The 24,048-nt window shown below is 41.9% G+C and carries 25 protein-coding genes; 14 read left to right on the top strand and 11 right to left on the bottom strand.

The features are described 5' to 3' along the window. The first annotated feature begins 433 nt into the window (after positions 1–433). Positions 434–889: an ATP-binding protein gene (locus MIC7126_RS0108430; protein ID WP_017652703.1), complete on the top strand. Its 456-nt coding sequence runs from the start codon at positions 434–436 to the stop codon at positions 887–889. 53 nt (positions 890–942) lie between these two features. On the opposite strand, the gene MIC7126_RS0108425 is transcribed toward MIC7126_RS0108430, so the two are convergent. Beyond that, complete coding sequence (locus MIC7126_RS0108425) at positions 943–1,224, bottom strand: DUF6439 family protein (protein ID WP_017652702.1); 282 nt, start codon at positions 1,222–1,224, stop codon at positions 943–945. Positions 1,225–1,340: 116 nt separating this feature from the next. Here MIC7126_RS0108425 and MIC7126_RS0108420 point away from each other — a divergent pair, with 116 nt between their 5' ends. Beyond that, on the top strand, positions 1,341–1,703 hold the full coding sequence (locus tag MIC7126_RS0108420) for a sll0565 family protein (protein ID WP_017652701.1): 363 nt from the start codon (positions 1,341–1,343) through the stop codon (positions 1,701–1,703). Positions 1,704–1,705: 2 nt separating this feature from the next. Then, a complete protein-coding gene (gene asnS, locus MIC7126_RS0108415; protein ID WP_017652700.1) occupies positions 1,706–3,097 on the top strand; it encodes an asparagine--tRNA ligase in 1,392 nt (463 codons plus the stop codon). Between the two features lie 1,157 nt (positions 3,098–4,254). Here asnS and MIC7126_RS0108410 read toward each other — a convergent pair. The 3 genes from MIC7126_RS0108410 to MIC7126_RS29150 form a co-directional block, all read right to left on the bottom strand. Next, a complete protein-coding gene (locus tag MIC7126_RS0108410; protein WP_017652699.1) occupies positions 4,255–4,932 on the bottom strand; it encodes a response regulator transcription factor in 678 nt (225 codons plus the stop codon). Positions 4,933–5,595: 663 nt separating this feature from the next. Beyond that, positions 5,596–5,736 (bottom strand): hypothetical protein, encoded by a 141-nt coding sequence (locus MIC7126_RS31895; protein WP_017652697.1) that lies wholly within the window; start codon positions 5,734–5,736, stop codon positions 5,596–5,598. A 23-nt stretch (positions 5,737–5,759) separates the two neighbouring features. Next, positions 5,760–5,972, bottom strand: coding sequence for a hypothetical protein (locus tag MIC7126_RS29150; protein ID WP_238553623.1), 213 nt, complete (start codon positions 5,970–5,972; stop codon positions 5,760–5,762). A gap of 211 nt (positions 5,973–6,183) precedes the next feature. Here MIC7126_RS29150 and groES point away from each other — a divergent pair, with 211 nt between their 5' ends. The 8 genes from groES (at position 6,184) to MIC7126_RS0108365 (ending at position 11,600) form a co-directional block, all read left to right on the top strand. After that, entirely contained in the window at positions 6,184–6,495 is a 312-nt protein-coding gene (gene groES / locus MIC7126_RS0108400; RefSeq protein WP_015130973.1) for a co-chaperone GroES, read from the top strand. A 57-nt stretch (positions 6,496–6,552) separates the two neighbouring features. Then, positions 6,553–8,187, top strand: a complete 1,635-nt coding sequence (gene groL, locus MIC7126_RS0108395; protein WP_017652696.1) for a chaperonin GroEL — start codon at positions 6,553–6,555, stop codon at positions 8,185–8,187. A gap of 147 nt (positions 8,188–8,334) precedes the next feature. Then, entirely contained in the window at positions 8,335–8,655 is a 321-nt protein-coding gene (locus MIC7126_RS0108390; protein WP_017652695.1) for a hypothetical protein, read from the top strand. Between the two features lies 1 nt (position 8,656). After that, a complete protein-coding gene (locus MIC7126_RS0108385; RefSeq protein ID WP_017652694.1) occupies positions 8,657–9,046 on the top strand; it encodes a toxin-antitoxin system TumE family protein in 390 nt (129 codons plus the stop codon). A gap of 179 nt (positions 9,047–9,225) precedes the next feature. After that, the gene (locus tag MIC7126_RS0108380) at positions 9,226–10,002 is read left to right on the top strand and encodes a class I SAM-dependent methyltransferase (protein ID WP_017652693.1); all 777 of its coding nucleotides are present in this window, start codon (positions 9,226–9,228) and stop codon (positions 10,000–10,002) included. Positions 10,003–10,111: 109 nt separating this feature from the next. After that, positions 10,112–10,951 carry an urease accessory protein UreD gene (locus tag MIC7126_RS0108375; protein WP_017652692.1) on the top strand — a complete coding sequence of 280 codons (840 nt, stop codon included), beginning with the start codon at positions 10,112–10,114 and terminating at the stop codon, positions 10,949–10,951. Between the two features lie 34 nt (positions 10,952–10,985). Beyond that, positions 10,986–11,288: an urease subunit gamma gene (gene ureA / locus MIC7126_RS0108370; RefSeq protein ID WP_017652691.1), complete on the top strand. Its 303-nt coding sequence runs from the start codon at positions 10,986–10,988 to the stop codon at positions 11,286–11,288. A 6-nt stretch (positions 11,289–11,294) separates the two neighbouring features. Next, positions 11,295–11,600: an urease subunit beta gene (locus MIC7126_RS0108365; RefSeq protein WP_017652690.1), complete on the top strand. Its 306-nt coding sequence runs from the start codon at positions 11,295–11,297 to the stop codon at positions 11,598–11,600. Positions 11,601–11,632: 32 nt separating this feature from the next. On the opposite strand, the gene MIC7126_RS0108360 is transcribed toward MIC7126_RS0108365, so the two are convergent. Together MIC7126_RS0108360 and MIC7126_RS0108355 are read right to left on the bottom strand one after the other, a co-directional pair. Beyond that, entirely contained in the window at positions 11,633–12,037 is a 405-nt protein-coding gene (locus MIC7126_RS0108360) for a pepsin/retropepsin-like aspartic protease family protein (RefSeq protein WP_017652689.1), read from the bottom strand. Between the two features lie 5 nt (positions 12,038–12,042). Next, a complete protein-coding gene (locus MIC7126_RS0108355; RefSeq protein WP_017652688.1) occupies positions 12,043–12,255 on the bottom strand; it encodes a hypothetical protein in 213 nt (70 codons plus the stop codon). Positions 12,256–12,413: 158 nt separating this feature from the next. Between MIC7126_RS0108355 and ureC the strand changes: the two genes are divergently transcribed. Beyond that, complete coding sequence (gene ureC, locus MIC7126_RS0108350) at positions 12,414–14,120, top strand: urease subunit alpha (RefSeq protein ID WP_026100114.1); 1,707 nt, start codon at positions 12,414–12,416, stop codon at positions 14,118–14,120. Between the two features lie 426 nt (positions 14,121–14,546). On the opposite strand, the gene MIC7126_RS0108345 is transcribed toward ureC, so the two are convergent. From MIC7126_RS0108345 to ispD, 4 genes are all read right to left on the bottom strand, one after another. Beyond that, entirely contained in the window at positions 14,547–17,570 is a 3,024-nt protein-coding gene (locus MIC7126_RS0108345; RefSeq protein WP_017652686.1) for an MFS transporter, read from the bottom strand. Between the two features lie 293 nt (positions 17,571–17,863). Continuing rightward, on the bottom strand, positions 17,864–18,397 hold the full coding sequence (gene infC / locus MIC7126_RS0108340) for a translation initiation factor IF-3 (protein WP_017652685.1): 534 nt from the start codon (positions 18,395–18,397) through the stop codon (positions 17,864–17,866). 452 nt (positions 18,398–18,849) lie between these two features. Then, positions 18,850–19,380 carry an SMC-Scp complex subunit ScpB gene (gene scpB / locus MIC7126_RS0108335; protein ID WP_017652684.1) on the bottom strand — a complete coding sequence of 177 codons (531 nt, stop codon included), beginning with the start codon at positions 19,378–19,380 and terminating at the stop codon, positions 18,850–18,852. 167 nt (positions 19,381–19,547) lie between these two features. Then, the gene (ispD, locus tag MIC7126_RS0108330; protein WP_026100113.1) at positions 19,548–20,234 is read right to left on the bottom strand and encodes a 2-C-methyl-D-erythritol 4-phosphate cytidylyltransferase; all 687 of its coding nucleotides are present in this window, start codon (positions 20,232–20,234) and stop codon (positions 19,548–19,550) included. Positions 20,235–20,529: 295 nt separating this feature from the next. Between ispD and MIC7126_RS0108325 the strand changes: the two genes are divergently transcribed. After that, positions 20,530–21,477 (top strand): glycosyltransferase family 9 protein, encoded by a 948-nt coding sequence (locus tag MIC7126_RS0108325; protein ID WP_017652682.1) that lies wholly within the window; start codon positions 20,530–20,532, stop codon positions 21,475–21,477. A 936-nt stretch (positions 21,478–22,413) separates the two neighbouring features. After that, a complete protein-coding gene (locus MIC7126_RS0108320; RefSeq protein WP_017652681.1) occupies positions 22,414–23,175 on the top strand; it encodes a hypothetical protein in 762 nt (253 codons plus the stop codon). A gap of 93 nt (positions 23,176–23,268) precedes the next feature. Here the strand turns inward: MIC7126_RS0108320 and MIC7126_RS0108315 are convergent, their stop codons facing one another. Continuing rightward, the gene (locus tag MIC7126_RS0108315; protein WP_017652680.1) at positions 23,269–23,742 is read right to left on the bottom strand and encodes a CRR6 family NdhI maturation factor; all 474 of its coding nucleotides are present in this window, start codon (positions 23,740–23,742) and stop codon (positions 23,269–23,271) included. Positions 23,743–24,048 lie beyond the last annotated feature (306 nt).

Raw genomic sequence — 24,048 nt, 5'->3', positions numbered from 1 at the left:
CTGGATACAAAGTCCCACCAAAAAAACTCAAATTCCAAATCTGTAGTTTAATGCATAGTAAAAATGCTAAGATCGAATTAGCCTGAAAATAAAATTGATTTTGTTCAAAACATTCGATGTTGCATAGGCTCTAAAAGTTACAAATCAGGTTATCTAAATTACAAATCCCTCAACACACCAGAGTATAACAATACTCATCTCTTGCAAAAGCATCTCTTAGATGGCTATCTGAATTAGTAAATTTTTAACATTTGTATTTGTAAGTAACCTAATTGTGTGACAGAGTCCAATGCTCCCTAGCATTTTCTAAATTTAGTATTAAAGACGCAAGTTTGAAGGCAGCGTGACCACCTCGTGACCACCTCAAATATTATCAGGGTGACTGTGACAGCAAACTGATGTCTAGCTAACTGAAAGCTATGGGGTTTCTCTTGTGATTACCATTTCACTACGCCCAGTAGGGCGCCACTGGGGCACTATCAGCTTTGCCTCAACTCTATATCTTTGTCCAATCCTAGATTTACTGTTGGCAGAAATTCCCCGAAAATTGCAAGCGGAACTGCGATTAGGGCTGCAAGAAGCTCTTGTAAACGCAGCCAAACACGGCAATAACCTCGACCCCAGTAAAACTGTTGTAGTCCGTTTTTCACTAATAGATGATCAGTATTGGTGGGTCATCTCGGATCAGGGAGGCGGATTTAGTCCTGCGCCTGAACCCGAATTAGACATTGATCCCACAGACTATCTACCGCCCGATGAAGCCGAAAGCGGTCGAGGTCTGTGCCTGCTCCATCAAATTTTTGACCAAGTACAATGGAGCCGCAAAGGCACAGAATTAAGACTCTGTAAACAGTTAGAAAATCGCCCCCGTCTGTCGTTAGGACGTTAAAAAAAGATGGGGAAGGTAGGGGAGATAAATTAACTTCCTCCTCCCCATCCTCCTCACTTTTTATGACCGTGGCTAGGACAGGGAGGTGCAGAAATCGATTTATCTAACCAACCAGCCGCTTGTTCTAATCGGGATAAAGCCTCTTGTGGCTGCTCCTTGAGTAAAAACACAAGGGCAGATGCGGCTTGTTCACCAGCGCGACAATTACGATTAGACTTGAGGCGATGCCAATCATCAGGAGAAATACTCAGTCTCTCCATCAAGGCTTGAGCTAGCTCTAAATTGGTAAATTCTTTGAGTTGACTGGATTTAGGCAGTTGGGTTGATTGAGACATCATGGTCATCCGTGATTTATCATTTGTCATTGGTCAAGGATTTAAAGTCAAAAGTCTATTGACCGTTGAGAATTGAGCGCTGACCATTGACTCATACTCAATCTTACTACCTGTACATGAAGCCGCCGAAACAACCGCAGCCACCAGAAGAAAATTCAGAAATAGATTTTGTCACAGAATTAGAGTCAGTGGAGCGATCGCTCTTAGCTTTGAAAGCACGCTACAACCAAGTGCAAAGCGATCGTCAACAAAAAGCCGAGTGGGAACAGCATCGCCACAAACTCAATCAAAATCAACATCACACGCCAGAAATTAAAGCCGAGTTGCGGCAAATTCAACACCAGATCGAAGTGCTAGAAATAAATTTAGAAAGCCAGTTGTTTTCTTGGAGTAGTCTCAAAAGACCATTCTGGCAGGTCGTCCGCTTTGGTGGATTGGGCGTTATCATAGGCTGGATATTAAAGTCCTGTGTTGGGTAAATATGGTAAATCGACGGATTGCAGAAATATTGCGAAATGGTCAACCTGATGAGTCTCTCCTAGTCCAAGGCTGGGTGCGGACAAAGCGAGACTTGAAGGGGTTTGCTTTTATCGAAGTTAATGACGGCTCATCCCTAGCTAATTTGCAAATCGTCATTCATCAGGATTTGCCAGATTATGAAACTATTGTCAAGCAACTAAACACGGGTGCTTCCGTGGAAGTCACGGGAACGTTAGTAGCATCTCAAGGAAAAGGACAGCGGATCGAACTGAAAGCCGAAACCGTAAAAGTCCACGGGGAAGCTGATCCCGAAACTTACCCCCTGCAAAAAAAACGCCATTCTTTTGAGTTTTTGCGTACCATTGCACACTTGCGATCGCGCACTAATTCCTTTGGTGCAGTTTTCCGCGTCAGAAACGCCTGTTCCACAGCAATTCACCAATTTTTTCAAGAACGAGGGTTTTTGTGGATACACACACCCATTATCACCGCCAGCGATTGCGAAGGTGCAGGCGAACTATTTAGCGTTAGCAGTTTGGATCTCAAAAATATTCCCCGCACACCAAACCAAGCAGTCGATTATAGTCAAGACTTTTTTGGTAAACCCACATATTTAACAGTTAGCGGACAGTTAGAAGCAGAAGTCATGGCCATGGCCTTTGCTAACGTCTATACATTTGGCCCTACCTTTCGTGCAGAAAATTCTAATACCTCCCGTCATTTAGCAGAATTTTGGATGGTAGAGCCGGAAATGGCTTTTTGTGATTTAGAAGGCGACATGGATTTAGCTGAAGCGTTTCTTAAACACATATTTAAATATGTATTGGAAACTTGCCGAGAAGACATGGAATTTTTCAATCAGCGTATTGATAACACCGTCTTGGCAACGGCAGATAATATTATTAACAATCAATTTGAACGTTTAACTTATACAGAAGCCATCAAACTTTTAGAAAAAGCCAATGTCAAATTTGAATATCCTGTAAGTTGGGGTTTAGATTTACAATCAGAACACGAACGTTATCTGGCTGAACAACAATTTAAAAAACCAGTAATTGTCACAGATTATCCAGCGCAAATCAAAGCATTTTATATGCGTTTGAACGACGATGAAAAAACCGTCCGCGCCATGGATATTCTTGCACCTAAAATTGGTGAAATTATCGGTGGTTCTCAACGGGAAGAGCGTTTAGAAGTGTTAGAAAAACGCATAACAGCACAAGGAATGCAACCAGAAGATTTGTGGTGGTATCTGGATTTGCGTCGTTATGGCACAGTTCCCCATGCTGGCTTTGGCTTGGGATTTGAACGACTTGTACAATTTATCACGGGTATGGCAAATATCCGCGATGTCATTCCCTTCCCTCGCACGCCCCAAAACGCCGAGTTCTAGCAATAATAGTCTCATGTAGTTAGAAATTCCCAGGCTGGAGCTTGGGAATGCTATTTTACAGGTTCTACTGCTGCTAAAAATCAGCAACTTAATGTGAGATTCCACCTAATAGTCAATTCCTACTCTCCGACTCGTTAAGGTACTTTAACATCCAGTATTGTCTTCAGTAATTAGTAATATTTAATACTAAATATTAGATTATGTAGTTGTGTTCAGATTCCTCAGTAGGTAAAGTAGCAAATTTTTCTGTGTAGACGCAAACAGAGAAGTTGAAAAGAATTATAAGTGAAGAAAAAAACAATTTAATCCAGTAAATGCCTTTTGAGCATTGGGTTGCAGCGCTTAAATTGCTGTGGAAGCTATAATAAAAACTAGAGTTGAGGAGTTGAGTTTTTAACAATCTACATGATATATTTATACTAGGAAAATAAACATTATCATACTGGTATCAAAAAACAACTTTTTTCTAGGAGTCAGTAAAGTAATCTGCGCCACTGTTTGGCACTAGTTAAAAAATACACCGATTTTGATCTGTTAATAAACTCAGTAATTTGACATTGCTAATTGTTGGTCAAACCCTCATAACGCCAGTAGTTGACTTTATAATTAATAGGTTCAACTTGCCAGACAAATTACCATTAGTGAATTTCATTTTCACACGAACAATTATGCTTCTACAGGTGTAAGTTTGAGACAGCATTTGCAGATGCTGCCTCATTTACTTAAGTCTTATGAGCAACCCTAGGTCACAAAACTGTGCAACGTTAAACCTGTAGTTAAGAAGCTGAATAGCCGATGATTGCAACCCCTAAAAAACAGGTTAAATCTACTGGCAATGTAGTAGACCAACGATTTACGCCAACTCGCATCCAGATATGGATTCTCAGTGACTTACATGAAAAGCCAGGGGCTTAATGACTGGTTTCTAACTACGGCGTCAAAGCTGACGGACGGAAATCTGTCAATAAGTAGCTATTTCATTGTGGAACTTAAGAGGTACAAAGTCCCAACACAATAGCACTTTGAACTATCTGGATGAGTTGATCATAGAAGCTTTGCAGCAATCAACCCCCGCAGCAGACGGGTGGTAATTGAAAGGCTAAAGCATCAAAGCTGAAGGATAAAATTTGGAAAATTTCACACTTCATTTTTTTGATTTATGCCATTTGATTTTCAATCGCCCACCGCGCTAATTCAGTACGGTTGTGTAGGTTAGTTTTTCCTAACATATTAGATACATGGCTTTCAACAGTCCGCTGACTAACATTTAGTTCTTCAGCGATTTCTCGGTTAGCTAAACCCCTAGCCACAAACTGCACTACTTTCAGTTCGGTTGGAGTCAACTGTACATCAAAGGGAACCTGGATACGGGAACCGTTTTCGCCTCCTTTTGCTTGGTGTTCTTTCCAACGGATAGTTTGTTTCAGAGAAGATTCTACTTGCGCTACGAGTTCTTCTGGTTCAAAGGGCTTGACCATATATACATCAGCACCTTTATTCAGACCCTTAACTCGGTCTGCGCTTTGTCCCTTAGCTGAAAGGAAAAGAACGGGAATCCAGCCTGTGCGTTCATTTTGCCGGACTTGTTCCACAAAAGTATATCCGTCCATTTCCGGCATCATCACATCGCAGATAATCATATCTGGGACATCTTGCTCTAAAATTTCCAGAGCCTCACGTCCGTTTTCAGCGGTGATGACTTCATATCCCCGGAATTCTAAGTAATCCTTCACCAGCAAGATGAGGTTAGGGTCATCATCAATCAGTAGGAGTCGTTTGTGATCTTTCATGCTGGGTTCTTTCATAGCAGTGGCACTTGTCGCGCTTCGATCCATCAAGGTCTTGAATAGTTATCCTCTATGGTGGATTGTTGGAGATGTTGTCTTGCCTTCTCACTTAACTTACTCTTGCTGGAGGTGAGTCTCACAAGTGATGATCACTTTTGGCAGACTACCAAATTTTTTGCAAAAGTCCAGTGAGGATACGTAGAGAAGTAGTGATGATAATGCGTTATTATATAACGCTTTGAAAGGGGTGGGTGAAAAAACACTGATTAAATAATAATCCTTTCTATTCACAAGTAAGTATTGGCTTAAGATGACCCCAGCTCAAAACCAACCACCGCTTCAAAACTCTCACTGCTTCACAATATCCTTTGGATGTTAAGTCTTTATACAAATGTTCACAAGCAAGCTCAGAAGTTTTTGGCAAACGATGGGTTGAAAACGCATATTTTCCAACAACCATTATGCCTATCAAGTGTTCTTGGATGAGCCGCTCAATAATTTCTGGGCTTGCTTGGCGATACCAGACACCATCCGGGTAAACCACCATTATCGATCTAGAACAACAAACTAGCAAGCAATTGAACTGGGTTTTCAAGATGCAACAGGGACAACATTATTGGCGACTGGTCAATTTTTAACTTCTCGCAGTCACTTTTGGAAGTAGTCCCAGGATTCCAGACTAGCTTGTTTTGAGCAGCAGTTAGTAATTGTCTAGTCGGCACAAATAAAAATCTGTTGCTGAATTTTTGCCCAACCCAGAATCACCACAAAATTACTGAGGGCTTGATTGTCCAGGTATCTAGTGGCTTTGGGGATGAGATGGTTGGTCTGGGTCAGTGTATTGTTACTCATCTAGCGGTTCCCTGATTACAGTTCTATAACAATTTCCCAGGTTTGCAAATAAAGTTAATTAAGAAGGGGTGAGGGGAGATGGGGAGTGTGGAGTGATGGGGTGATGGGGTGATGGGGTGATGGGGTGATGGGGTGATGGGGTGATGGGGAGAGAACAAGAACTTATGTTTACGCTTTTGATCTTCTCCTTCCTCCCACACCTCCCACACCTCCCACACTTCCCCTTCCTCCCACACTTCCTGTTCCCTAGCCCCACACCCCTATAAAAATATTCGTAAGTTATGGAACAGAACCTGAAGAACCGGAATAATTAAGTATTTGTTCTTAAGTAGGTCTGTCCTTACGGAGTTCGGGAACCCGTACACCGAAAATTGTTGCCATTGGCTGGTTTATTTCGGTAAATTAGCACTCAGGAGTCGAGAGTGCTAACTCTGGAGAAAAATTTTTATGGCAGCCGTATCTCTAAGCGTTTCTACAGTTAAACCTCTAGGTGATCGCGTTTTTGTGAAAGTGAGCGCCTCTGAAGAGAAGACCGCAGGTGGTTTGTATTTACCTGACACAGCCAAGGAAAAGCCCCAGGTAGGGGAAGTAGTCGCCCTTGGCCCTGGTAAGCGTAACGATGACGGTTCTCGTCAAGAATTGGAAATTAAAGTGGGCGACAAAGTGCTGTACTCCAAGTACGCTGGTACTGATGTCAAGCTGGGTACAGAAGAATATGTTCTCCTTTCTGAAAAAGACATTTTAGCAGTCGTTGCGTAGTCGTTATTGGTGATTAGCCAATGACAAAAAACAAATGACAAAGGACAAATAAGAACTATGGCAAAGCGCATTATTTACAACGAAAACGCTCGTCGTGCTCTGGAACGAGGCATTGACATTCTAGCGGAAGCGGTGGCTGTCACCCTAGGGCCCAAAGGACGTAACGTAGTTCTAGAGAAGAAATTTGGTGCACCACAAATCGTGAATGATGGTGTCACCATTGCTAAAGAAATTGAATTAGAAGACCACATAGAAAACACTGGCGTGGCTTTGATTCGCCAAGCTGCTTCCAAGACCAACGACGCTGCAGGTGATGGTACCACAACCGCCACAGTTTTGGCTCATGCGATCGTTAAAGAAGGCTTGCGGAACGTCGCTGCTGGTGCAAACGCAATTTTGCTCAAGCGCGGTATTGACAAAGCGGCTGCTTTCTTGGTAGACAGAATCGCTGAACATGCCCGTCAAGTAGAAGATTCCAAAGCTATCGCTCAAGTTGGTGCAATCTCCGCCGGTAACGACGATGAAGTCGGTCAGATGATTGCTCAAGCAATGGATAAAGTGGGTAAAGAAGGCGTTATCTCTTTGGAAGAAGGTAAGTCTGTCACCACTGAACTGGAAATCACTGAAGGGATGCGCTTTGACAAAGGCTATATCTCTCCTTATTTTGCCACCGACGCCGAGCGGATGGAAACTGTATTTGATGAGCCTTTCTTGTTGTTAACTGACAAGAAAATTGCTTTGGTACAAGACCTTGTACCTGTATTAGAGCAGGTGGCGCGTGCTGGTCGTCCTTTGGTGATTATCGCCGAAGATATTGAAAAAGAAGCTTTAGCAACCTTGGTGGTCAACCGCCTACGTGGTGTGTTGAACGTCGCTGCTGTTAAGGCTCCTGGTTTTGGCGATCGCCGTAAAGCTATGTTAGAAGATATCGCCATTCTCACTGGCGGTCAACTAATCACCGAAGATGCTGGGTTGAGACTAGACAACACCAAGCTCGATAGTTTGGGTAAAGCTCGTCGCATCACCATCACCAAAGACAACACCACAATTGTTGCAGAAGGTAACGAAGTTGCTGTCAAAGGACGGATTGAACAAATTCGCCGTCAAATTGACGAAACTGAATCTTCTTACGACAAAGAAAAACTACAAGAGCGCCTTGCTAAACTAGCTGGTGGCGTCGCTGTGGTAAAAGTGGGTGCAGCGACTGAAACCGAAATGAAGGACAAGAAGCTGCGCTTAGAAGACGCGATTAACGCTACTAAAGCTGCTGTGGAAGAAGGTATTGTTCCCGGTGGTGGTACAACTCTGGCTCACTTAGCTCCTCAGTTGGAAAGCTGGGCGCAAGCTACCCTGAAAGATGAAGAGTTGATTGGTGCTTTGATTGTTGTTCGCGCTTTACCCGCGCCTTTGAAGCGGATTGCTGAAAACGCTGGTCAAAACGGTGCTGTCATCGCTGAACGCGTCAAAGAGAAAGATTTCAATATTGGCTACAACGCCGCAACTAACGAATTCGTTGATTTGTTTGAAGCTGGTATTGTTGACCCTGCGAAAGTAACCCGTTCTGCTCTGCAAAACGCTGCTTCCATCGCGGGGATGGTGTTGACAACCGAATGTATCATTGTTGACAAGCCTGAGCCTAAGGATGGCGCGCCTGCTGCTGCTGGCCCTGGCGGTGGTGACTTCGATTACTAATACTTTTTAGTCACGTAAATTAAAAACAGCTGCTTTCTTTGTGGAGGCGGCTGTTTTTTTGTGACTAGCAAACTGCACAGAAGAAAACAGATATCATATAATATCATCAGTAAATATTATATTAAAAATTAAAAATTAAAACCTGAGATGACAACTCAAGAAAAAATACTCAATCAATTACAAGTGCTAGAAACTCTTTCTAAACAAGGAGCCTATAGTGACAAATTTGTTCTAGCTTTGAGAAATATTCTTATTGAAGAAATTAATAGTATTGAACAACAAATTCAAGAAATAGAAATTGATTTACAAACTTTTGAACAAGAATATCACTTATCCTCTGAACAATTCTATCAACAATTTAAAGGCGGTAAGCTAGGAGATGAAATAAACTTCGTTGAATGGAGTGCCTTTTATCAAATGTGGTGTTCGTTACAAGAGCGCTTAAATATTCTTAAATCCCAACTCTAATATGATTTCTCAGCAATATATTGCAGAAATTAAAGCATCTTTAAACAATAACAAACTAATTATAAATATTGAAATCATTAAAGAAAGAGTTATAGCAGATCAAGGTTATTTTCGAGCCAGACTAACTTTAAATAATGGAGATTTTTTAGAAGTAGCTGAATTTTTTAAAATAGAAAACGAACAATGTCTTACTATAAGTTATCGCTATCAATGGATGAATCAAACTCAAACTCAATTAAAAAAACGTTGGGATAATGTCGAGCATTTTCCCGATTTACCCAACTTTCCCCATCATGTTCATGTGGGGGATGAGTTTATTGTTAAACCCAGTGAGTTAAAGAGTATTTTACAAATTCTGACCGTGATTGCAGAAGAAATACAAAATGCTTAGGTGTAGGTTGGGTTTCGTTCCTCAACCCAACATCCTCAACACTCAGTTAACACTGTTTTTGTTTAAATTTTGGCAGCTAGAAAGCAGGTATAAAAATTCATATATAGACAAGAGAGCGATCGCCTGCACTTTAAATCTCATATATTAAATATTGACTTTTGCGTTATACAGCAATACAAATGAGCAAAACTGTCAAAACTCTCCTACACACTCTCAATCCCCTAAATCGATTTTCTGACAGAGCAGGAGATTATGTAAAATATCGCCCCAGTTATCCATCAGCAACTATTGACATTATCTTAGAAGGATTGAATAATTCGCCAATTATAGCTGCTGATATTGGCGCGGGTACAGGAATTTCTTCTCGTTTATTAGCTGAACGCGGAGTTAATGTAATCGCAATAGAACCAAATGCAGCTATGAGAGCAGCGGCTGAATCTCACCCTCTAGTAGAGTTGCGTGATGGGACAGCAGAGTTTACTCAATTAGCTGATAATTCTGTTGATTTGGTAACTTGTTTTCAAGCTTTCCATTGGTTTAACCCTGAACCAACTTTGTCGGAGTTTCACCGAATTTTAAAACCGTCGGGGAGGTTGGCTGTAGTGTGGAATAACCGCGATCAAAAAGATGCTTTAACCGCAGAATATAGCCGCATAGTCAGAGAAGCATCAAACAATCACCCAGCAGAATCGCGGATGGAGTCGGTAGAACCTCTGTTAAAAACTCCTAATTTTGTGAATATCAAAGAATATACATTTGTTTATCGCCAAGAATTAAATTTAGATAGATTAATTGGACGAGCGATGAGTGTTTCTTACCTACCTCGTGAAGGTTTGGTATATGAGGGAGTGATTGCTGATTTACAAGATTTATATCAGCAGTTTCGTAATGAACAAGGATTTATAAATATGGTTTATCGCACGAGTCTATACATTGGTACAGCGATTTCAGCATAAAAATGGGAATTAAAGAAAACAGGAATTAAATGATTATGTAATATTGGCTAAAAAATTATGATAAATTGCAGATAAAGTCCCAAATAATGCATTAAATAAATATTTATAAATGACCTGCAATCCTCAAATAACAGAAGGTTGGCATGGACAGCTTAATTTAGTCTATGCCGATCGCCACAATTCCACTCAATTAATTTACAATCACCATCAAGCACCGTTGAAGGTGCAACGCCCATTTTATCCAGAGGGTGAAAAAGTTTGCCACAGCATTATTTTACACACTGCTGGGGGAATTGTGGGAGGCGATCGCCTATCCTCTAAAATTCATCTCCAACCCGACGCGCAAGCAGTAATCACCACCGCTGCGGCTAGTAAGATATATCGCAGTAACGGCTTACCAGCTACGCAAACCATAAACCTAAAAATTGATACTGGCGCTTGCTTAGAATGGCTCCCGCAAGAAACAATATTATTTAACGATGGGATTTACCGGCAAGATTTACGGGTAGAATTAGCAACCGGAGCTAGTTTTTTAGGCTGGGAGATTACCCGATTTGGTCGCACTGCTAGAGGTGAAAAATTTTACTCTGGAGAATGGCGATCGCATACCGAAATCTGGCAACATAATATACCATTATGGATTGATCGCCAATGGCTACCCGGTAATCAAGATGTCTTCCACAGTCCCCACGGCTTGTCTGGAAAGCCGATAGTCGGGACATTTGTTTGGGTTGGTGATGTTGTGTCAGCGGAAATTGTCGAAACAGCGCGCAACTTGTGGAACGGTGAGGGAGAAACTGGTGTTACCCTTTTAACTCATGGATTTTTGTGTCGATATCGCGGTGATTCCACATCCGAGGTGAGAAACTGGTTTATGGCTGTGTGGCAAATGCTACGAATATCTGTTTGGAAACGCAGTAACTGCATACCAAGAGTTTGGCAGGTTTGAACTAACCGCCAAGATATCAACAGGGAGATAAAAAATGCAACTAACGCCACAAGAAAAAGATAAATTATTAATTTTTACCGCTGCTTTATTAGCAGAAAGGCGTAAAACCAGAGGTTTGAAACTGAATTATCCAGAAGCAATTGCTTATATTTCTGCTGCTATTTTGGAAGGCGCTAGAGACGGACAAACAGTAGCAGAATTAATGAGTTATGGCACAACTTTATTAACAAGAGATGATGTCATGGAAGGTGTGCCAGAAATGATTCATGATGTGCAAGTAGAGGCGACTTTTCCTGATGGGACAAAGTTAGTGACAGTACATAATCCTATTCGTTAGATAATTATGATTCCTGGAGAAATTATTACAGTATCAGGTGAAATAGAACTAAATGCTGGTCGTAAAACTATAAAATTGAGCGTGTCAAATACAGGCGATCGCCCTATACAAATTGGTTCCCATTTTCACTTTTATGAAGTCAATTCTGCCTTAAAATTTGATAGAGAACAAGCGAAAGGAACGCGCCTTGATATTCCTGCTGGTACAGCAGTCCGTTTTGAACCAGGTGATGAAAAAGAAGTGACTTTAGTTCCTTTAGTTGGTACTCGCCAAGTCTACGGCTTCAACGCCAAAATTAGCGGAAACCTCTAAAAACCTTTGCTTCCCTATTTTCTTAAAAAATATTATCGAATAGGTTTAATTTCAAACTCCAATTTGGAACGATAAAAACAAACATCGAATTCCTGGAAAAAATTAGTTTGTCCAAGAATTAAAGGAACATTAAGACTGCTTACCCATGCAAATACTAACTGCACTGGAGTAAAACTGCCAATTTCAGCCCTGGCTAGAAATGGTATCGCTAGTTGATTACTAAGATTTCCCGCCAATTGAATAATAGCTTTACGCTCGTCCCAAATTTCACCCAATTGTAGCCCCAGTTCATAGGGCATAACATTGACAGTAGCACCGCTATCAACTAAACCATTTGCTTCTATGTTGTGATTTTTTCGACTTAAAACCAGGGGAATTCTGGGTAAGCTATCAAATTCATTTTGGGTAGAACTTGTGATGGAATACTTGAACCGCATACAGCTTAATGACTGGAATCCTCTGATTTTATTGCTTCCATTAATACTGCACCAGCCCCAAAGCTATTATAAGGAGTAGGTAAATCGTAAGTTTTGAATGGTTCCAAAGGAGAAATATCTTCAACTGTGTCTAAATCTTCAGCGAGGATACGAATTAGCTTGAGCTTTTCTGATGGAGAAAGCTTGCGAGCTATGGGAATTAAGTCTGCTAGGGTCATTGTGTGAAAGCCTCTAAGAATGCTCAGTTATAAGATAAACCCAAATTATCCGGATTTACGGTATATTTATTTTTTGACGCAAAGGTACGCGGAGGTAAACGCAAAGGTGAGTCAGTGCGTTTAAACTCAATTCTATCCTCAGTTTCAAGGAATGTATTATGCCTTACAGAATGGAACGCCGCGCCTACGCAGAAACCTATGGGCCGACAGTAGGCGATCGCATCAGACTTGCTGACACAGAATTATTTATCGAAGTGGAACAAGATTTCACCAATTACGGCGATGAAGTCAAGTTTGGCGGTGGGAAAGTTATTAGAGATGGGATGGGACAATCGCCTATTTCTAATAGTGATGGAGCGGTAGATTTAGTTATTACTAATGCTTTGATTCTCGATTGGTGGGGTGTTGTTAAAGCAGATATTGGCATTAAAGATGGCAAAATTTTTAAAATTGGTAAAGCTGGAAATCCTTATATTCAAGACAATATAGATATTATTATTGGCCCAGGAACTGAAGCTTTAGCCGGGGAAGGGATGATTATCACGGCTGGTGGTATAGATAGCCATATTCATTTTATTTGTCCTCAGCAGATTGAAGTAGCGATCGCTTCGGGAATTACTACCATGATTGGCGGTGGTACTGGCCCCGCCACGGGTACAAATGCTACTACCTGCACTCCTGGCCCGTGGAACATTTACCGAATGCTACAAGCGGCTGATGCTTTTCCTGTCAATTTGGGTTTTTTGGGTAAAGGTAATGCTAGTCAACCCCAGGGATTGGTGGAACAAATCGCAGCGGGTGTAATTGGTTTAAAGCTGCATGAAGATTGGGGAACGACGCCTGCGACAATTGATACCAGCTTAACTGTTGCTGATGAGTATGATGTGCAAGTAGCTATTCATACTGATACCCTCAATGAAGCTGGATTCGTGGAAGACACCATCGCGGCTTTTAAAAATCGCACCATCCACACTTACCATACAGAAGGCGCGGGGGGAGGACACGCACCAGATATTATCAAGGTTTGTGGACAAGCTAATGTGCTTCCTTCTTCCACCAACCCCACGCGCCCTTACACTGTCAACACTTTAGAAGAACACCTGGATATGTTGATGGTTTGTCACCACCTCGATTCGGGAATTCCGGAAGATGTAGCTTTTGCTGAGTCCCGCATCCGTCGAGAAACCATCGCCGCTGAAGACATTTTGCATGATTTGGGCGCTTTCAGCATGATTTCTTCCGACTCCCAAGCCATGGGTAGGGTGGGAGAAGTAATAATTCGCACTTGGCAGACATCCCATAAAATGAAGATACAGCGTGGAAGCCTTGCGGGAGATGGGTTAGCGGATAATCATCGAGCCAAGCGATATGTGGCAAAATACACTATTAATCCAGCAATTACTCACGGAATTTCTCAGTATGTAGGGTCTGTGGAAGCAGGAAAACTCGCAGATTTATGTTTGTGGCGTCCAGCCTTTTTTGGCGTCAAGCCAGAGTTGGTAATTAAGGGTGGTATGATTGCATGGTCACAGATGGGCGACGCTAACGCCAGTATTCCCACTCCGCAACCAGTGCATATGCGACCGATGTTTGGTAGTTTTGCGGGAGCGCGCCACGCCACATCATTAACTTTTGTTTCTCAAGCAGCATTAAAAAGGGAAATTCCTCAACAGTTGGGTTTGCAAAAAACAGCAGTTGCAGTTTCTGGAACTCGCCAATTAACTAAGCGAGATTTGCAGCTAAATGATGCTTTACCGCATATTGAAGTAGATCCGGAAACTTATGAAGTGAGGGCTGATGGCGAATTATTAACTTGCGAACCAGCAACAGTTTTACCCATGGCGCAGCGATACTTTTTGTTTTAATTTTTTTGAAAAAAGGGATGACGGCGATTGTTGTGAGTTTAGTATATCCTCAGATTCCTGGCTTAAGAGAATATGAGTTCCTTGTCTTGCGGAACATCAAAAGCTTTTTGGATTAGTCAAAATTGGAAATTTGGTGGGGGTCTTAGAGGTTGTTTTAAAAGTGATTGGCTGTGATTTTAATTACGTTGTTACCCCCCTTAGTCCCCCCTTATAAAGGGGGGAAACAAGAAAAATCCGGTTCCCTCCCCTTTATAAGGGGAGGGTTAGGGTGGGGTAAAAATATTTGATACATCAATCATGACTTTTAAAACATCCTCTTAAACCCGATTATTCATCCGCCAGCGATGCACTGAGCTTGGTCGAAGTGTCGCACAAAATTCCCAAGCTGAATTCTGGCGACTGACGCATGTATTCTGTTTGATAATTTCAAACTTTGTGTTTAATTCTGTAGTTTTGGAGTTGATATTTTTCCATCAATTCTTTAACTTGAGCAATTACTAACGGGTGCTGGTCTTTTTGTAGCTGGGGTAAAATTTCCAGGAGAACGCGACGGGAAACCATGCTCAAATATGCGATCGCCGCTTCTCTGACAAAACCTGTGGGATGACGCAGAGTAGCGACAATTTCTGGGATTGTGAGGCGGATACGGCTAGTTTGAGCGACATGAAAACAGCAAGCCAAACACCAATCAGACAAAAAATTAGCTTGTGTGAGTAGCCTGGGTAGGCGATCGCTAATTAACAGCGGCTGATATTCTATTAAACCAGATGCTGCCAGCAGATATAATTTTTCTTGGTGCGATCGCTGATCTAAAATATTCAGCAATAAAGACTTTACAGGCAAATTCACCGTATGGTCTAAAATTTCTAACCCCCGTGCCAAGTTAACTCCTGATTCTGACCGGAGATTGAATGTTGCTGCTTGCATTTTTTCTGGAGGATACAGCAGCTTCAGTAATAATAACACTCTCTCTTTAACATCTATTTCTAATTCTAAAAGCGCTTTTTGTAGTAACTCATAAACGGCAATAATGTTTTCGTTGGCTGGTGGATTTTGCAAATCTTTTTGGATGTTCAAGTCTAGATAAGCCGCATAAATCTCGCCCAAAAATTTTAATTCCTGCTCAATAAAAGCTTCTACCCGACTTTCATAAAATCTATCTTCTAAACTAGTAATTTCCGGTTGTTTGTGGATTTTTAATAAGCTGCGAAGGATATGATATCTGGAATTACCCCAAGATGTTTCTAAATGCTGCCATAAACAATCCATCGCCTCTGGAGTGCTGATGTGACCAATGGTACGCCAAGCATACATCCGTACTACTTCTGGTTGATAAACATTGGTAGCTAGTTGTAATAGCATTTCTAAAGCTTCATTTTCTAGTTGCGCTAAAGCACGCATGGCTGTGTTACGGGTGGACTTATAATAAAGTGCTCCCAGTAATGCCGAATAGTATTCCTCTAAATGGGTAGCGGCGATCATTTCCAACACAGCCCAGCGCACCCGTAGTGATTTATCCTGCAATAAATTGGGGATATGAATTCGTAAAGCCTGCAAATAAACTGCTTCTCTGAGGGCTTTAACGCCATTCACCCGTTCCCACTCTTGCTGATGAGTCAGCATCCAACGCATAGTTTTAGTAGCTGCTACTCTTTGCATTGGTGTTCCCTGACGCAACAGCAAAGCAGCAGCAGTGGCGCGAATCAGGGAGTTTTGTTGTGGATGTAGGTATTCTTCTAATAAAGCTAAATTAGGATGGGGTTCGGCTAACCAAACATAGCGCAGTGCTAGGGCGAAAACTTCCGGGGTGATAGTTCCCTGAGATTGATCTAGCAAAGGACGGACAGCAGGTAAATAAATGGGATTGATATCTGCTGTGAGCATCACTTCTAGGCTTTGAGATTGCAAATCTGGAGGTAGTTTGACTAGCAGTGGTGCTAAAACTTCCACCGCACCTTGGGGGTCGATTTGGGCTAAAAGTTCAATACAAGAGCGTTTATCTGTAGCATTACCCTTCTCTCCTAAAGCTTTAACTACACCCTGCTGGAAGACTCGTAAGCCCACATTAGTTGCACTCAACGCTCCCCTATCCGCACTCAAGACTAGCAAGTCAACATAGCGCGATCGCAGAATCAAAACTACTTTTAAACAAGTAGCGGCGACCAGTACTGTTTCCCCAATAAACACCCATTTTTGTAACCACGCAGGAATAAATTGTCCAGAAAATAGCAGCGTCAGAGCAATTATTAATCCCGCCAAACCTGTAGCGATCGCTTCTGCGCTTCCTCCTGATAATGTCTGCGCTCGAGAGCGAATCCGCTCTGGAATTGGTTGATATAGTACCGGGCCACTACTCATCACAAAGGTGTAGCGTAGCAGCTCGTCGCAGAATTTGAGACTCACTAACCCCCAAAAAAAGCTTTGCAATTGCATTCCCGGAAATAAAGACAGCAATGCGATCGCTCCTGGAACTAAAAAGCCGACAGCGATCGGTAAAATTGCTGCAGCGTAAAATACTCCCAATCGTTCAATGATCCGACTGGAAATAAACCACTGCGTCAGTAATTCACACAGTCCGACAATCCCCCCAAATAAACCCAAAAAACTCGCTAATTCGCGATCGCCAAAGCTAGATTTTAACTCCCGCAAATACTGAAAATCGATTAATAGCCCAATTACCTGCAACAAGCCAATAAAGGCGAATAACTGCCATTTATAGCGGTTTAGCGGTGCTTCAATGCGACGGTGACGGGAAGCTTGTTCTGAGGAAATTAATCGTTGTGGCGCATCGGGAAAAGCTTTTCGATAGCGATGACTCAGATAAAACAGGATTCCTGAACTGAGAATCACAAGCGCACAGGCGATTAAAATCACCTTGTTGAGCTTGGCAAATTCCAACAACCAAGGCAAACTAAAACCACTAATCACATCAGCTACCAACAAACCACTACTGATCAGTGGGTAAGTGCGCTTAATCTCTCGAATATTGAATAATTGATTAGCGACAATAGAGGTGTTGAGGTCATTGACTACATACAGCGCGTCTACCCATAGCCGCATCAGAAACACAATCATCACCGCTAAATAAGAAACATGTATCCCCCAGCGCAACAAAACCAATAAAATCAACGGCATCACCATACAAGGTGCGATCGCCACAATCACCCAACGCAGAGGAAAAATCTTTTGTAACCAAGAGTATAAAAAAACTATCCCCACACCCATCGCCGCACTAGCGATATATACCAAAGGTAGTGTTTCTGCACCATATTCATCTAAAAACAACGCTACTGTACTATCCTCTGCCCAACGTAATCCTACGCAAATAAAAGTATAAAAAGCAAACATCATTAGCGTTCGTTCGCTCTCCTCCGGTCGGAGATTCACCCACCGCAGTACTCGCGCCAGCGTGCTTTTATTTGTAGCAAAAGAGTGATTTTTCAGTTCCATGCAGTTGTATTTTCTGGTAGCGTCCTGGTGAGAGGCTAAGGATTTGGGATTATTTGGGATTTTGGATACGGTTTCCATCTAAAAGACGCTTGTACCGATGCTTTCGACAGTCAATAATCCCAAATCCTTGCATTTTGTTGCCAATTACCCGTTGCTCCATCCCCTAAAAATGGCAAAAGTCCCAAGCAACTGAGTATTATGTTTCCCACTCAGTGCTTAGGACTATCAGCTGTCAATAAATTTAATCGATTACCGTGACAAGGCTAAGTTGTTAGTTTTCGATTACACACAGATTATTTCTTCGGTGAAAGCAACATCATCATATTTCGCCCTTCCTTTTTCGGGACTTGCTGCACTTCACCAAACGGCTCTAAATCAGTCGCCATTTGTTTGAGTAATTCTTCTGCTAAATCGCTGTGTTGAATTTCTCGACCCCGGAACATCACAGTCACTTTCACTTTGTCACCATCTTTGAGAAAGCGCTCTGCTTGCTTGACACGCACGTTGTAATCGTGTTCTTCTATCTTGTAGCGCATCTTCACTTCTTTGACATCAGCTGTGTGCTGCTTTTTCCGGGCTTCCCGCGCTTTCTTCTCTTGCTCAAACTTGTACTTCCCGTAGTCCATGATTCGACAAACCGGCGGGTCGGCCTTATCACTGAGCAGTACCAAATCTAGCTCTTTTTCCTCCGCTAGTTGTATTGCTTCCTGCGGGGTGATGATTCCCAATTGCGCGCCATCAGTATCAATGACCCGAATTTTTGGGAACCGAATGCGTTCGTTAATTTGGGGCAGATCGCGAGTTCTTTTTTTCTCAATCACAGGCATTATGATTCGTGGGAGCTCTCTAGTTATGAATTTGGTTTGGTCTTAATTGGCTTTGTTTCGTTTGCTTTGCCTCAGGCATAAAATACGATACTCACTGAGGACTTAAAAAATAGGCCGATACTTCTAGATTAACTAATTTAATTCATAAAGTAGTTTTGTCGTTTATTGTATTTGCTATTCTACCCATCTGCTAGCAGATTCTCTGCGATTGTTAATCTAAATTACACAACCTGGAGAAAGATTAATTATTGTGACAATTGTTGATGAAAGGGAGTAGGGAGTAGGGACTAGGGACTAGTTTTTATTTTTGTAGGCTGCGTTAACGAAGTAACGCACCGTCTCGACCTCCGCAGGCGGTGCGTTGCGCTTTGCGACAACGCACCCTACTAATGCACTACAGACTTCATCCTTCATACTTCATACTTCATCCTTCATCCTTCATCCTTCACCCTTCATTTTGCTTCTAGCTCTAGATCCAGTTCTAGTTGTTCTTCCTTGGGACTGGTGGATAATATTTGGGGGAGCTGCTCGATTTGGAAATATTGGTGAAATTTAGGGGTGACTTGTAGGGAATAGGAGCGAGATTCGCTGTCTCGACGTTTGCGAACGAAGCCGAGTTCTACAAGTTCCGGAACATGTTGATAAACTCCCGAACCCCGTAGATTAATTAAGTCACTTTGCAGAATGGGGCTATTGAGAGCGATCGCTGCTAAGGTTCGCAATGCGCCTAATCCTAATTCTACCGGAATCAGTGTTTGCACTAGATCATGAAAATCAGACCGCAGTTGCAAACTATAACCGTTTGGTGTTTCGACAACTTCGAGGGCGCTATCACGATGGGCATAGTCATCAATTAACTCAATTATGCCTTCCTCAATGGTGGCGCGATCGCACGCTGCATACTCGGCAATTTCGCCGAGCGACAAGGGCTTACCTTTTAAATAGAGAATCGCTTCGATCTTAGTCGCTGTGGCTGTGATCATTTAGTCATTAGTCATTAGTCATTGGTCATTGGTCATTTGTGACTGACCGCTGACCTGGAACAAAGAGCAAATAACAAGTGTGTGGGATTATATCACTAAAAATTGCAGATGTCGAGGTTAATTGCTCATAAACCACCGAACGTATGCAGTCCCTAACCCCATACTCCCTAACTCCTCTCTCTACTTTTAAGAATAAATTCAGCGATCGCTAAATCTTGCGGAGTGGTGACTTTCAAGTTGGTTTCCTCTCCCTGAACGATTTGGACTTCAATACCACACTTTTCAAATAGAGCCGCATCGTCAGTTACTTCCCAACCCTGACGAACTCCCTCAGCGTGGCACTGTTTTAATAAACTAACATCAAATCCTTGAGGCGTTTGGGCAGCCCACAGTTTTCGGCGATCGGGGGTGCTTTGAATCACGCCATTGTCATCAACTACCTTGATCGTATCTTTGACTGGGACAGCCGCAATCAATCCCGAACAATGTTGAATAGCATGGGCGCAGGAATCGAGTAAATTTGGCGTAGCTAGGCATCTAGCGCCATCATGAATTAAAACTCGTGTCGCATCTGGTGGCAATGCCTGCAACCCATTGTAAACAGATTCTTGGCGGGTAGCACCGCCCGAAATTAGCTCCACCGGCTTACTCAACTGCAATTGAGCCAAAATCGTTTTCAAGTCATCCCAGTCAGCGGGTTGAGAGATAATCCCAATCCAACTGATAGTACTAGCCGCATCTGCGGCCTTGAGAGTCCAAGTAATAATAGGTTGCGATCGCACTGTGAGTAAAAGTTTATTGCGATCGCTCCCCATCCTTTTGCCTACTCCGGCTGCGGGGATTAATAAATACACACAATTCCTCAATCTGAATACTACAAAAAGGCTGAAGTATAAAGTATGAAGTCTGAAGGATGCAAGATGAAATGAACAGACTTGTACAGTGAGGAAATAAGGGAAAATTTTTCCCATGCTCCATGCCTAATACTCAATGCTCCATGCCCAACGCTTCATGCTCAATACCCAATATAGGAATCATATTTGATTTGGAGAAAAGAACTCAGTACACTTTTACTCCCTTTCTCCTATTCCCTGTTCCCTGTTCCCTTATTCCCCTAAAATAGGGAGCGAGTAAGCGTCAATAAATATTATGCGAGTAGTAGCCCTTGTACCTGGCGGAATTGGCGAGCAAATTCTCTTGTTTCCAACTCTAGATAATCTGAAGCGCTATTACCCCAACGCGCAGATAGATGTCGTAGTTGAACCCCAAGCAAAAGCAGCCTACCGAGTCAGCAAGTCTGTACGCGAGGTTTTTACCTTTGATTTTAACGATCGTAACAGTCTCGCCGATTGGGGAAACTTAGTCGGTGGAATTCGCGATCGCGAGTATGATGTTGCTATTGCTCTACGACAAAGTTGGTGGGTAGGTCTTTTGCTATGGTTAACCGGCATTCCCACACGCATCGGTTATAAAGGTCAAGGATCTGCTTTTTTGACTAAATCTTTGTTGTTCAAGGCAAACCAGTATGCCGCAACGACATATCATGAGCTATTACAGTTACTAGGTGTCAACTCTCCTACCCCAGAGTTAGCAGTCAATATTCCCAAACCAGATATCGAGTGGGCGAAACAAGAACAAAAACGTCTTGGGATAGATGAAACTGGTTACGTTTTGATTCATAGTAGTGCTAATGAGTCATCACCAAACAACATCTATCCTGTAGAAAATTGGCAACAAATCATCCAAGATTTTCAACACAAGCAACCTAATCTACCCATAGTCTTAATCCAAAAACCAGATGAAGAAGAATACGCGCGATCGCTTGCGGATACTTTTGCTGATGTTCGTGTAACTTCCCCTGATAATGTCGGTAAATTGGCAGCTATGGTTGGCGGTGCAAGCTTAATGCTCACTACCAACAGTGTAACCACACAACTAAGTGTAGCAGTCCAGACCTACACCATCGCCCTATTTGGCCCCACAGACCCAGCCCAGGTACTACCAAAAAGCGATAAATTTCTAGCTATTAAATCTTCCACAGGCAAAGTAGCAGATATTTCACCGTCAGCAGTTTTAGAGAAAATTTGGGGCGGCTAAAATAGCCTACTGCACAACTCCTGATTCTCAATCACTTCCACTTACACAAGTAATGGCACAAACTACTAACGGTTTGCTCCAAAAAAATAAAATTTGACACCTTGATTGCCAAAGCAAAGTTCCCGTCACAAGTGTCAATAGCATTTAGTCTGATAAAAATCAAGTAAACTGTGTGGCGTTTAAACCTAAATGTAGAGACGTAAAGCTTTGCGTCTCTACGAAGGTTTTTCTAAGGCACAAAATCATGTTTATACATTGAAATCAGCTATGCTACTCAGCGATCAAAAACATCAGGAAAATTCTATCAGCGAATAAATACTTGGCTTTGGACTTGCTTTTTTTCTACCGCCAAATGAAACCACTATGTCATCTTCCTTAACTGATCGAGTAGCCGTAAACCCTGACTAGATAAGTATTTTCCTCAAAACATTTTTTTTTCTTCAGCGTGTTAGTCTCCACAAAATTTTGGGAACAATAGGCATCGGGATCACTTCGCTTATGTCAACTGAAGGCTAAAGTATGAAATATGAAGTATGGAGGAGAATAGAATACTCCCTTTTCCTCTTAAGGAAAAAATACGTGATTGAGACTAAAGACTGGTATTGTTAGCTAGCCACCTACTGTCTGCTCCCATTTTCGCTGATTCGTAGATGTAAACAGTAGCTTAGAGCACTTTTGCTCCTACTAGGAATTTTGCCTTATTGTTACTAAACGAATTCACCATCATGGGAAATTTGAGTTAAAACAAGGATTAGCGATCCCAATCCACAAGATTGAGAATCCTGAGTTTTCTGGTGACTATGTTACCGAAACTACCTAATGCGATTAATTGAGGGGTGAGTCTAACGCGCCATTTTAGTGTTCCTTCGCTTTCCTGTTGATTTTAGGCAAGTGTGTACCCTTGTGAATATATTGATTTACCAAAAGGAAAAATGAATGGCGATGCGATTACATACCTTTATTTCCAGTCAAAAACGTTACATTCAGATTGAAAGTCAGCCGCACCACATCACAGGTCTTTTCAAAAAAATCTTGCGCTCAAAGATTCTGTATGACTGTGAATTTAACGAGATTTACAGTGCTTATTATGAGTGTGAACAAGACGGAACGATCACCTTTTTCCAAGCTAAAAAATTTGAAGATAGCCATCCCGGAATTTGGACTTACCTTGTGTATGATTGTCCAGCAGGGGAAGAACAAGTTTTTGGTGACTTGTTAATCGATACTAGCCTCAATCCTCTCAAGCAATTATTAGCTGGTCAAAAACTAGCTCAAGTGGCTGTAGATATTAATGAATATCTCCAATATCAAACTCATAAATATGAATATTTAGATATTCAACTTCCCTATGGCTGGAATAATCCAGTAGGAAGAGAAATTGCTAATCTTCTTGTGGACGAATTGCAAGCTTTTAAATCTTCGCTTATCTTTAAAGAAGCTGCGGGTAAAGAATACATGCAAGCTGTTATGGATGGATTTATCCAAGCAGCACAAGAAACTTTAACTTTCAACAGCACAGTTAAGGACTTTGAAGCTGCTCAATATGATTTACTGGATACAATTCAGATTTATGATATGGCTAATTTAATTATTGCATACAATGACTATCGGCTATGGCAAGCAGCTTTACCCAGCAAATCAAAAGCTGTAGAATATGCTTTTAATACTGCTTTAAGTTTAATCTGTCGCCTGCGATAAAATGCAGCAGATGACAAATTGGTGAGATAGATATTATCTTCAGGGCACAATAATTTTGTGCCCTTATTTGTATAATTGATTCCTAATTTAGATTCACAAAATCGCAAAGAAGCCGTCTTCTAATTCATAACCTAACATTTGTGCCATCGACTTTAATCGTGATTGACTGGGAATATTTTGCTGTTTTAACCAATCACTCAAAATAAAGACGGTGTGCATCAAAAAGATTTCTAGAGCTTCGGGATTGTATTGTATACCCTCTTTGGCGCTAAACTGATGAGGCACAAACATTGCCGTGTAACGCGCAAATTCTCCGGCTTTCCAGTCTAGCAAAAATGGCAACCAGGGGTAGCGAGCACCCAAACGGAGAAACCACAACCGCACTTCGGGAATTTCTGCAAATTCTCTTGGATCACCAGGTTCTAAGGTATAGTTTATTGCAAACCGCAACTGCTGTTCTTGGGAGGTTACGGCTCCCTCTTGTAGTAGCTGATCAATCACCTCTGAAGCAGGTGACAGGTCAAGATTATTGATAGAGTCAGTGTTGATGGCGATCGTAATTGTCATTGACTCAGCACATGATGCTCAACTGTAGGATCGAGGATCCACAGTAGCAGCTTTTCAGGATTGATGCTAGCTCTTTTCGATTGGCTAGAGTTGTTTTTGAAAAAATAAAGACGCGAGGTGTGTCGCGTCTGAGATCGTCTTTGTCGATTTGCCGAAATTTTCAGGAAAATTATCTATCTAACGTTTGCTACCATCTATCTCACCGCTAGTCCTCCCATGGAATTGAGTTGCGATTTTCCGTATTCGCCTGCCTGATATTATGTGAATTTACAGACTTTATGTTAATACGTAAATATGCGGAAATTC

The organism is Fortiea contorta PCC 7126 (genome assembly GCF_000332295.1).
Taxonomy (GTDB): Bacteria; Cyanobacteriota; Cyanobacteriia; order Cyanobacteriales; family Nostocaceae; genus Fortiea; species Fortiea contorta.
The sequence above is the reverse complement of the archived record's forward strand: the minus strand, read 5'-3'. Positions and strand labels throughout refer to the sequence as shown.